This window comes from Senegalimassilia faecalis (assembly GCF_004135645.1).
GTDB lineage: Bacteria > Actinomycetota > Coriobacteriia > Coriobacteriales > Eggerthellaceae > Senegalimassilia > Senegalimassilia faecalis.
Map to the genome: position 1 here is coordinate 1,334,075 of NZ_SDPW01000001.1, position 11,194 is coordinate 1,345,268.

General features: G+C 57.1%; 7 protein-coding genes. 6 read left to right on the plus strand and 1 reads right to left on the minus strand.

Features of this window, described 5'->3' with window-relative positions; genetic code table 11:
• Positions 1-4 precede the first annotated feature (4 nt).
• The 5 genes from atpG (at position 5) to truA (ending at position 7,463) form a co-directional block, all read left to right on the plus strand.
• On the plus strand, positions 5-907 hold the full coding sequence (atpG, locus tag ET524_RS05570; protein ID WP_129423935.1) for an ATP synthase F1 subunit gamma: 903 nt from the start codon (positions 5-7) through the stop codon (positions 905-907).
• Entirely contained in the window at positions 908-2,362 is a 1,455-nt protein-coding gene (gene atpD, locus ET524_RS05575; protein WP_129423937.1) for a F0F1 ATP synthase subunit beta, read from the plus strand.
• Between the two features lies 1 nt (position 2,363).
• Positions 2,364-2,633 carry an ATP synthase F1 subunit epsilon gene (gene atpC, locus ET524_RS05580; RefSeq protein WP_129423939.1) on the plus strand — a complete coding sequence of 90 codons (270 nt, stop codon included), beginning with the start codon at positions 2,364-2,366 and terminating at the stop codon, positions 2,631-2,633.
• 353 nt (positions 2,634-2,986) lie between these two features.
• Positions 2,987-6,445 (plus strand): DNA polymerase III subunit alpha, encoded by a 3,459-nt coding sequence (gene dnaE, locus ET524_RS05585; protein WP_129423941.1) that lies wholly within the window; start codon positions 2,987-2,989, stop codon positions 6,443-6,445.
• A gap of 220 nt (positions 6,446-6,665) precedes the next feature.
• On the plus strand, positions 6,666-7,463 hold the full coding sequence (gene truA, locus ET524_RS05590) for a tRNA pseudouridine(38-40) synthase TruA (RefSeq protein ID WP_201738687.1): 798 nt from the start codon (positions 6,666-6,668) through the stop codon (positions 7,461-7,463).
• A gap of 548 nt (positions 7,464-8,011) precedes the next feature.
• Here the strand turns inward: truA and asnB are convergent.
• Positions 8,012-10,015, minus strand: a complete 2,004-nt coding sequence (gene asnB, locus ET524_RS05595) for an asparagine synthase (glutamine-hydrolyzing) (protein WP_129423945.1) — start codon at positions 10,013-10,015, stop codon at positions 8,012-8,014.
• 480 nt (positions 10,016-10,495) lie between these two features.
• Between asnB and ET524_RS05600 the strand changes: the two genes are divergently transcribed.
• Positions 10,496-11,008: a YbhB/YbcL family Raf kinase inhibitor-like protein gene (locus tag ET524_RS05600; RefSeq protein ID WP_129423947.1), complete on the plus strand. Its 513-nt coding sequence runs from the start codon at positions 10,496-10,498 to the stop codon at positions 11,006-11,008.
• Positions 11,009-11,194 lie beyond the last annotated feature (186 nt).

Genomic DNA, 11,194 nt, shown 5'->3' on the forward strand with positions numbered 1-11,194 from the left:
AGCGATGCCCAACCTTCACGACATTGATAGGCGTATCAACTCCGTCTCTTCGACGAAGCAGATTACGCGAACCATGGAAATGGTTGCTGCAGCTAAGATTCGCCGCGCTGGCGAGCGCGTTGCAGCGGCTACGCCGTACGCCGAATCCATGGTCGAAATGTTGGCCAACGTTGCCAAGCGTGTAGGTGGCTCCGAGAACGCGCTGTTGCGTAAGCATGACGAGGTTAAGAACGTGCTTGTTGTGGTTGTTGTGTCTGACCGCGGTCTGGCCGGCGGCTTCAACAGCAACGTGCTGCGCCACGTCGATCGACTGACGAAGAAGAAGCAGGCGGCGGGTGCTCAGGTGAGCATCGTCGCCTGCGGCAAGAAGGCACTGGGCTACTTCACGTATCGCAACGTGGAGCCGGCCCTGTCCTTCGCGAACTTGTCCGCCGACCCCACGGTTGAGGAAGCGAATGGAATCGCCTCCTACGCTGTGGACGGGTATGCCAATGGCACGATCGACGAGGTCATTGTGGTGTACAACCACGCTAAGAATGCGGCAGAGCAGAAGCTTCGCGAAGAGGTTCTGCTTCCCATCGATACGGAAGCGTTTGCGTCCGATAAGGGCAACGGCGCTGCCGAGGCTGCAGCCGAGGAACTTCAGGGCGACGTTATTTTCGAGCCGAGCCCCGAGGGCGTTCTCGATCAGTTGCTGCCGGCGTATGTACGCACCACGCTGTACCATGCGCTTATCGATTCGGCAGCCGCTGAGCAGGGCGCACGCCGCAACGCCATGATGTCGGCTACGGACAACGCCACCGAGATGGTTAACACGTTGACCAGATTGTATAACCGCGTACGCCAGGGCGCTATCACGACCGAGATTTCGGAAATCGTCGGTGGCGCAGCTGCTTTGGAGGATTAAATGGCTGAACATTTGTTTACTAAGGAGGAGGTCGAGGCCAGCAAGGGCGCTGTCGGTCGCATCGTGCGTATCGTCGGTCCTGTTGTTGACGTCGAGTTTTCTCCTGATCAGCTGCCGGCGATTTATAACGCGCTGACGGTTGATGCGAAGACCGAGGCGGGCGATCTGCACGTCGTCCTCGAGGTCGAGACCCATCTGCCGGGCAACATCGTCCGTTCCGTCGCCATGAGCTCTACCGACGGTCTGGTGCGTGGCCTGGACGTGCAGGACACCGGTCATCCGATTATGATGCCGGTTGGCCAGGAGACGCTTGGCCGCATTTGGAACGTCATCGGCGAGCCCGTTGACGAGAAGCCGATGCCCGAGGTTACCGGCTATATGCCCATTCATCGTCCTGCTCCCGAGTATGACGAGCTGGTCACGAAGACTGAGATCTTCGAGACGGGCATCAAGGCCATCGACCTGATCGAGCCCTTCGTTAAGGGTGGTAAGACGGGTCTGTTCGGCGGCGCTGGCGTTGGCAAGACCGTTATCATCCAGGAGCTCATCAACAACCTGGCTCAGGAGCATGGTGGCACCTCCGTGTTCACCGGCGTTGGTGAGCGTACCCGTGAGGGTACCGACCTGTATCTGGAGATGAGCGATTCTGGTGTTATCAACAAGACCTGCTTGGTTTACGGCCAGATGAACGAGCCTCCGGGAGCGCGTCTGCGCGTCGGTCTGGCTGGTCTGACCGAGGCTGAGTACTTCCGTGATCAGGGCCAGGACGTTCTGCTGTTCGTGGACAACATCTTCCGCTTCACGCAGGCTGGTTCTGAGGTGTCCGCTCTGCTGGGCCGCATGCCTTCTGCTGTAGGCTATCAGCCCACGCTGGCCACCGAGATGGGCGACCTGCAGGAGCGCATTACGTCCACGTCCACCGGCTCCATTACGTCGGTGCAGGCTGTGTACGTGCCCGCTGACGACTTGACCGACCCCGCGCCGGCTACGACGTTCACCCACTTGGACGCTAAGACGGTCCTTTCGCGTTCCATTGCTGAGCTGGGCATTTACCCTGCTGTTGACCCGCTGGAGTCCACGTCTCGCGCACTCGACCCGGCTATCGTCGGCGAAGAGCACTACCGCGTTGCTACGGGCATCCAGGAGCTGCTGCAGAACTACAAGGACCTGCAGGACATCATCGCCATTCTTGGTATGGACGAGCTGTCCGAGGAGCAGAAGCTCACGGTTTCCCGTGCGCGTAAGGCTCAGCAGTTCTTCGGTCAGTGCTTCCATGTTGCTACGCAGTTCACCGGTCTGCCGGGCAAGTACGTCAAGATGGAGGATACCGTCCGCTCCTTCGCCGCTATTCTCGACGGCGAGTGTGACGAGATCCCCGAGCAGTGCTTCCGTCTGAAGGGCGGCATCGACGACGTGTACGCTGCGTACGAGGAAATGAAGAAGGAAGAAGCGTAGTATGGCTAGCTTCAAGTGCGACATCGTAACGCCTGCCGAGAAGCTGTTGACTACCGAGGCTGAAATGGTCGTTGTGCCGGGCGTTGAGGGCGAGATGGGCTTTTTGGCCGGTCACGCTCCCTTGGTTTCCGCTTTGGCCGATGGCGAGATTCGTCTCACGCCTGCTGGCGGCGGTGCCGTACAGCGCTTCGAAGTCAAAGGCGGCTATGTGCAGGTTACCGGCGACAAGGTGATTATCCTTGCCGACAGTGCGCAGCCTGTTGCTGCATAGCTTGGGCGTCGGCTTGAGCAAATAAACCCGCGGCCGCTGGTGCGACTGCTGGCAACGCGACGGTCGTACCCAATCGGCTGACTTCTTGAAGACCCCCTGTTGAATGCAGGGGGTCTTTTCGTGTCCTGAGGCGTCAAGTTGAGTGGCTGCTGGTGTTTGATGCTTTGCGGCTAGAGCGTGACAACAGATTGTCTGCTATCCGTTTGGAAACCCTTGCGAAATCCATCGTTTGTTCGAACACGCGTGCGCGTTTCGCTGCTATGATGAGTACCCGAACTAATAAGAGGTCTGGCTATCAATTTGAATAGTCACGAGCCTAAGCACATCAGCTTGCAGAGAGATTCGAGGCGCGTATGGCGTTTGTTCATTTGCACAATCACACTGAGTACTCGTTGCTTGACGGTTTAACGCATGTTAAGGACATGGTGCGCCGCGCGGCAGAACTGGGTATGCCGGCAGTTGCCATTACCGATCATGGCGTTATGTCGGGTGTTCCTGAATTGTGCGATGCGTGCGATGCAGTGGAGAAGGAAACCGGTAAGCGCGTTAAGCCTATCTATGGTTGCGAAGTGTATTTCACAACCGATGAAGAGCTGCGCAAAGACGTGAAGCCGAAGCTGTATCACTTGCTGCTTCTCGCGAAGACAAATGAGGGCTATCACAATCTGTTGCACCTGGTCAGCGAATCGCACGTTGATAATTTTTACTATAAACCGCGTACCACGTTCAGCATGCTGCAGAAATACGGCAAGGGCATTATTGGCTCTTCCGCTTGTATTGCAGGCATCATTCCGAAACTGCTTGATAATCGCCAGTTTGATGATGCGGTTGAATGGGCGAACAAATTCGCAAGTTGCTTTGAACCGGGCGATTTCTATATCGAATTGCAGAATCAGGGTATTCGCACTGATGGTGGCTTAACGCAAACTGAGCTGAATCATCAACTCACGGAAGTTGCACATCGTGCTGGCTTGAAGACTATTGCCACGAACGACTTCCATTATTTGCTGCAGGAAGACGCCAAGGCGCAGGATGTTATGCTGTGCATCGGCACGGGCTCTGCGGTCAACGATACGAACCGTATGAAGTTCGAGAACGACCAGTTCTACATGAAAACGGAAGAGGAGATGCGCGAGGCGCTGCGCGATTTCCCCGAAGCATGCGATACCACGGTTGAAGTTGCCGAAAAATGCAACGTGATTCTTGAACGTGACTCTATTCTGCCGAAATTTCCGCTGCCTGAAGGCGAAACGGACGAAAGCTGGTTCCGCCATCAGGTTATGGATGGCATGAAGAAACGCTATGGCGATCCAATTCCCAAAGAGCCGCTTGATCGTGCTGAATACGAGATGAGCGTTATTATCCAGCAGGGTTTCCCGGCATACTTCCTTATCGTGCAGGAATACTTGAATTGGGCGCGTAGCCAGGGAATCGGCGTTGGCCCGGGCCGTGGTTCGGCTGCTGGTTCTATTGTTGCGTACGCGATGGGCATTACCGACCTTGAACCGCTGTCGAACGGGTTGCTGTTCGAACGTTTCTTGTCGCCGGAACGTGTTGAGATGCCTGATATCGACTGCGACTTCGAGGATGAACGTCGCCAGGAGGTTATCGAGCACATTCGCGAAGTATACGGCGCCGATCATGTTACGGGCGTTATCACGTTCGGCAAGCTGCAGGCGAAAAATGCCGTGCGCGATGCCGCGCGCGTGCTTGACTATCCGTATAGCGTTGGTGACCGCATCTGCAAGATGATCGGCGATGAGCTTGGCATCACCATTCAGAAAGCGCTGGACACCAATCCTGACCTGAAAAAGGCGTATGAAACAGAAGAAGACGTTAAGGCTGTTGTAGACGCCGCACAGTCTATTGAAGGCCATGTGCGTGGCGAGGGCGTGCATGCGTGTGCAACCATCATCTGCCGCGACCCCATGGCAGACCACGTGCCTGTAAAACGCGATACCAAGGGCGGCGGCATCATCACCCAGTACGATGGTCACTACACGCCTGACCTTGGCCTGCTGAAGATGGACTTCCTTGGCTTGCGTACGCTTGGCGTGCTGTCGCGCGCGTGTCGCAACGTGGAGCTGACTACCGGTCGCAAGATTGTGCCCGAGGAAATTCCTACCGATGATGAAGCTGCGTTCGCCTTGATGCGTTCCGGCAACATGGACGGTTTGTTCCAGGTTGAGGGCGGCTTGTACGTCAGCTTGTTCGCAAGGCTTCCACCGCATAGGTTCAGCGATATTGTTGCTTCCATTGCCCTGAATCGCCCGGGTCCGTTGGAGTCCGGCATGGTTGAGGACTACATTAAGGTTGCAAGCGGTAAAACGCCTGTTCACTACTATGATGAGCGTCTTCGCCCTGTGCTTGAGGAAACGTATGGCACTATGGTTTACCAAGAGCAGATCATGCAGGTGTCCATGGTGATGAGCGGCTTCTCTGCCGGCAAGGCAGATAAGCTGCGTAAAGCAATGGGCAAGAAGAAGCTTGAAGTCATGCGCGCGTTGCAGGAAGACTGGAACAACGGCGCGGTGGAGAACGGCTATTCGCTGGAAATTGCCAAGAAGATTTGGGACGATGCGGAGAAATTCGCTAAGTACGCGTTTAATAAATCGCACTCGGCAGCGTACTCGATTCTGGTTATGCGCACCGCTTACTTGAAGGCGCATTACCCGAACGAGTATATGGCGGCAGTGTTGTCCAGCTACATGGGCAACACCGATCGCTTGATTCGCTATATTTCCAGCTGCAACCACAACGGTACGCCGGTGCTGCCGCCTGATATCAATTCGTCGAACGCAGAGTTCACGCCTGTTGAAAATGGCATCCGCTTCGGCCTGGTTGGCGTACGCGGTGTTGGTCGCAACGTCGCGGATGAGATTATCGAAGAGCGCGAGAAGAACGGTCCGTTCACCAGCTTGCATGACTTCGTGAACCGCGTGGACGCGAAATGCTACAACCGCAAAACGCTTGAAGCACTCATTAAGGGTGGTGCGTTCGACTCTACAGGGTACACGCGCAAGCAGCTGATGTACTTCATCGAGGAAACGCCGTTGTTGGAAGGTGCTGCAAAGCGCCAGAAAGACCGCGATCGTGGCCAGGTGAGCATGTTCGACCTGTTCGCCGATGACGAGGATTCGGGGTTCAAGGAAGATGTGCCCGCACCGGATGGTGTGGAGTGGCCGAAGCGTCAGCTGCTGACGTACGAGAAAGAGATCATGAAGATTTACGTCTCGGATCATCCGCTGCGGCCGTACGAGAACTATATCTCGCACATCACGAAGTTGCAGCTGGGTGATTTGGCTGAACGCACGAAGGAAATCAAGTCTGCGGTGTTCGTTGGCATGGTGTCCAATGTGGTTACGAAGCTGACGAAACGCGGCACGAAGATGGCAACGTTCGACCTGGAGGACACAACGGGCCACGTGGAATGCATCTGTTTCAAGTACGACGAGAACGCAGAGGCAATCCAAGAGGATGCCATCGTGAAGATCAAGGGTAAGTTCGAGCACTCTGATCGTGGTAACCAGATCATGGTGTTCGAAATGGAAACGTTGGAGCTGAATGAAGAGGACGCCAAGCCTCGTCAGTTGCAACTGAGCGTTCCTATGTCTGATTTCGACCAGTCGAAGTCGATGCGCTTGAGCCGTATCTTGAAATCGTATCCGGGGCGCGACGGCGTGGTGCTGTTCGTGAACCAAAATGACGGGCACAAGTTCCGTGCGGAGCTGCCGGTGACGGTGGATGCGGCAAGCCCGATTATGCGCAGCGAGTTGACCGACCTATTCGGCTATAACGTGCTGACGGCATAGGACCAGGTTAGAGAAGGATTCGTTGCGTTAAGCGTATTCGGCACCGTTTTGCAAAGACGCTGTGCCAGTTTGTCAATGTGACGGGGCTTGGATGGGTATCCGAGCCCCGTTTCTCTATGGGGTTATTGTCGCGTATCATATTGTCTCAAGAATACTGAGAGAGCGGTATGCAGAGGAGTCATGAGTGGAGTCTACGACGGAATACGCGAATGCGTCACGTGTGAGCGATACTGAAGGCTTCGTGCGCGAGACGCCTGAGCGTACGTTGTCGCTGACCGTGTCGTATAACGGTGCGCCGTTTAGCGGGTTTGCGCGGCAGCCAGGTCAGCTGACGGTGCAGGGCGAACTGGAGCAGGCGCTTTCGCTCGTATTTCGTCGACACATGGAAGTGGTGTGCTCGGGTAGAACCGATGCGGGCGTGCATGCGCTTGGCCAGGTGGTTAGCTTCGACGTTGCGAACGACGAGCTCGAAGGCAGGAACTTATACAGCCTGCGCCGAAGCCTTAATGCGTTGACGCATGAGGACATAACGGTTCGTGAGGTGGAGGAGCGGCAACCAGGGTTCAGCGCCCGGTTCGATGCGCAGTGGCGCGAATACCACTACCACGTGTGCCTCGATGAGGTTCCGCCGTTGTTCATGCGCGACTTCAGCTGGTATGTGCATGGCCAGCTTGATATCGACGCTATGCGGGAAGCTGCGGCCCATCTTGTAGGCGAGCATGACTTCAAAAGCTTCTGTATGGCGGCAAGTGCGGTTGGCAAGCCAACATGCCGCAATGTGCATGAGATATCGCTTTCGCGTGAGATGATTATGGGCGAAGGTATCCTGACCATCAAGGTGGTTGGCAACGCGTTTCTGCACTCGATGGTGCGCACGATTGTTGGCACGCTGGTGATGGTGGGACGCGGTCAGCGCAAACCCGAATGGGTTCGCGAGGTGCTTGAGGCGCGCAATCGCACTGCGGCAGGAGGGAATGCCCCGGCAGCTGGCCTGGTGTTCTGGCGGGTGCAGTATTGATGAGTGGACAGCACGCGCACGGCCGCAAACGAGAAGAGCAGGATGAGGAGAAGTCGTCAATGCCTGCTCGCAAGAAGAAGCCCTCGAAATTCAGCAGGCTTTACGAGAGTCGTGACAGCCGCTTGTGCGTATTTGAAGACGAGCACGGCCATTTGACCAGTGTAAGGACATCTCGTTTGGCATAAGCGAGTGGCGCCGCTGGGGCGGGGATGACGCGCGGATGGCTGCGCTCGTTTGCGATGACGAGAGGGAAGCAAGGGCAGACGTCGTGAAATAGCGCGATGCAAGTTCTTTGCAAGTTACGAGGAAGCTTTTTGCGCGCTGTACTCACTTAGAACGCACTGAGCCTGAAAGCGCTATCTTTGGGGCATCGTCAATGGCTTTGCGGAAAATCACTGCCGACAGTGCGATTGTTCCATGGGAAGCGATACATCAAGGTAGCGGCGCGATTTCCGTTCGCAGTCGGTACCGCCAATAGCTTTGCGGAAACGAACAGTGGCCCGCAACCGGGATGGTTGCGGGCCACTTCAAGGAGCAGGCTGATGTTGCTAGCGCGCCTTCGGCTTTTCTGGGACCGTTTTGTCGACAAAGTAGATCTTGTACCACATAAGGAACATGTAGACGATCCATATCTTGCGGCTGCGATCGGCGCCGGCCTTATGCTCGTCAAGCAGGCGAACAAGCTCGTCGGTGTTGAAGAACTCGCGTGCGATATCGCCGGTGAACCATTCCTTCACCTGGTTATAATAGCGGTCTTCGCGCAACCAGTTCACCACGGGCACGGGGAAGCCGAGCTTTTCCTTCTGCGCCCAATCTTTCGGGATGGCGCGCTCGGACGCTTCGCGCAGTGTCAGCTTCGTTTGCGACTCGTTGACCTTCAGCGGCGTGGGGATGGTGGCCGAGACGTCGAACACGCGGCGATCCAAGAACGGCACGCGCGATTCAAGCGAGTGCGCCATGGACATCTTGTCTGTTTTCAGTAGAATATCGCCGACAAGCCAGAAGTACAGATCGATATATTGCATGCGCGTGGTTTCATCCAGGTCTTTGACCTCGGCATATACCGGCGCGGTCAGCTGCTGAGGCGTGACAGCATTGCAGTCGCCCTTCAGCAGATGGGCGCGTTCTTCAACGGTGAACGCAACGCCGTTGGCGTTGGTGTAGTACCAATCTTCAGGAGTTTCGCTGGCGCGCTCAAGGTAGTTCGCACCGCGGATGCCCAGCTTGCGCATGGCGCCCGAAGCCCCGCGCAGCAACCCCTTCGGCGCCCACGACAGCTTGGCGTTGGAGAACGGCGTTTGGTAAATGCGGTAGCCGCCGAAGAACTCGTCGGCGCCTTCGCCGGAAAGCACGGCTTTAACCTGCGTGGCGGCAATTCGGTCGACGAAATACAGGGCCACGGCTGAAGGGTCGGCCGAAGGCTCGTCCATATGCCACTGAACGCGGGGAAGGCTTTCCCAATATTCCGCCTCGCCAATGTACTTGCTGGTGTTGGCGATGTGCAGGTCGTCGGCCAATTCGCGCGCCCAGGAAATCTCGTCGCGCATGGTTTTTCCGCCGGCGCCTTCAACATTGTTGGCGGCGGCGTCTTTGTAGCACTCGAACCCAACGGTGAACGTTTTGATGTCGGGGTTCTCTTTGGCCAGGCATGCGGCCATGTAGCTGGAGTCGATGCCGGAGGACAGGAAGCTGCCAACCTCGACGTCCGCCACGTTGTGATAACGCACGCTGTCGCGCATGGCCTCGTCGATGGCCTCGACCGTGTCCTGGCGGCTGCGCTGGTTGTCGAAGTGATACTCCGGGCGCCAATAGCGGCGTGTGGTGATGGTGCCGTCAGCGTGCACGGTCATGCAATGTGCGGGCGCCAGCTTGAAGACGCCTTTGAAGAACGTTTCGGGCAGCGCGCTGAACTGGAAGCACAGGTACTGCTCAAGTGCTTCGCGGTTAAGCTCGCGCGTGTAGGCTGGGTGCTCAAGGATGCACTTGATTTCGGACGCGAAGATGAACTGCCCGTTTTGCTGCGTGTAGTAGAACGGCTTGATGCCGAAGAAATCGCGCGCGCAGAACAGCTCACGCGTTTCGCGGTTCCAAATGGCGAATGCGAACATGCCGCGCAGGCGATCGAGCACACCTTCGCCCCAGGCTAGATAGCCGGTCAGCAGCACTTCGGTGTCGGAATTCGTTTGAAACGCCCAGCCTGCGGCTTCAAGCTCGGCGCGCAGGTCGCGGTAGTTGTAGATTTCGCCGTTGAACACGATGGCGAACTGGCCCTTTGCAGCGGCCTGTTCGAGCGTGCCGCACGGGGTGCCATCGAGATGCAGCGCCGGAGACGTGATGGCGGCGGCGTGCTCGCCCGTGGCGCGCACCATAGGCTGGTTGCCGTTCGCAAGGTCGATGAGCGACAGGCGGCGGTGTCCAAGCGCAATACCGCTTTCCGCGTCGATGTACTGGCCTTCGCCGTCGGGCCCGCGATGGGCCATGACGTCGCACATGGCTTTCAGGGTAGGCAGGCTGGATTCGGTTGCCTGCGTGAATCCGCAGATACCGCACATGGTGAGGCATCCCTCCAATCATATATAGGTATTGCCCATCATAACGAAAGCGCACGCCCTGCGTCATGCCTCGCGCGAAAAGCGCAGATTTCGTTGCGAGGTGGGCGAGGGGCGAATTGATGTCAATGCGCATGAAAAGACGTTGGGCGTATGCGGGCGGAATTGGAGTGCCGGTGGGGCTTGATGCTGCAGTGGGATACGCTGCTATTACTGGATTTGGTGTGTGTGCATAGCGAATAAATGGCTCAATCGCTTGCTACTATCGGGCGGATGAATCGTGGTACGCGCATGAAGCGGAAGGCTTCGATTGACGAAACGGGGTGCAAGCGTTGTGCCTGCGCCGTGCTAAACTGCGAGGGAACAAGCAACGATACAGCCGCTCGATGTTTCGGGCCTGTTGAGCGGGCGTTTTGCATAGCTTGGCGCCGCGAACGACGACGGCAAGCTAATGGAAGCGCTTTTCAAGGAAAGGACGTCAAGATGCGCATTCACGTTGATACGGAAAACGGCCTGCTGGCCGACAAGTTCGGCAAGTACGCGCCGGAAGAAGACCGGCTTGAAGGATTCCCCGTAAGGTCGTTCCCCATTCAGATTGAGGACGTGCCTGAGGAAACGCAGTCCCTGGCGCTTGCATTCATCGATTTCGACGCTATTCCCGTGGGCGGGTTCTGCTGGATTCACTGGACGGCGTGCAACATTCCCGCCGACACAAGGCTCATTCCCGAAGATGCTAGCCGTGCGGACGCGGTGGCTATGGTGCAGGGGCGCAACAGCAATTGGTCGCCCATGGTGCACGGCAGCGCCAACCCGCACGTGCACTCGCGCTATTGCGGCCCGCAGCCGCCCGATGCCACGCACGCCTACACGCTGAATATGTATGCGTTGGATTGCAAGCTTGACCTGGCGGAAGGCTTCTATCTGAACGAGCTGCGCCGCGCCATGGAAGGCCATGTGCTGGCGCGCGCGAGCATGGAGTTGCCAAGCAGGGCTTAACGAGTGCAGGGCTGCATGCGTGCAGCCCCGATTGGATGCAGGCGGGGCGGATAAGGGGACGCTCTGCCGGCTTCTTTACAGGTTTGCAACGGATTCTGTGGTTTGATTTGGCGCGGAAACAATCCACATGTGGGGTATTTTACAATGGCTTGTGCTACACACGAGCCTTCGCGCGACAAGGCGCCG

Coding starts and splice junctions, on each gene's coding strand:
- atpD (WP_129423937.1), top strand. CDS start 908: ATGGCTGAACATTTGTTTACTAAGGAGGAGGTCGAGGCCAGCAAGGGC.
- dnaE (WP_129423941.1), top strand. CDS start 2,987: ATGGCGTTTGTTCATTTGCACAATCACACTGAGTACTCGTTGCTTGAC.
- ET524_RS05600 (WP_129423947.1), top strand. CDS start 10,496: ATGCGCATTCACGTTGATACGGAAAACGGCCTGCTGGCCGACAAGTTC.
- atpC (WP_129423939.1), top strand. CDS start 2,364: ATGGCTAGCTTCAAGTGCGACATCGTAACGCCTGCCGAGAAGCTGTTG.
- atpG (WP_129423935.1), top strand. CDS start 5: ATGCCCAACCTTCACGACATTGATAGGCGTATCAACTCCGTCTCTTCG.
- asnB (WP_129423945.1), bottom strand. CDS start 10,015: ATGTGCGGTATCTGCGGATTCACGCAGGCAACCGAATCCAGCCTGCCT.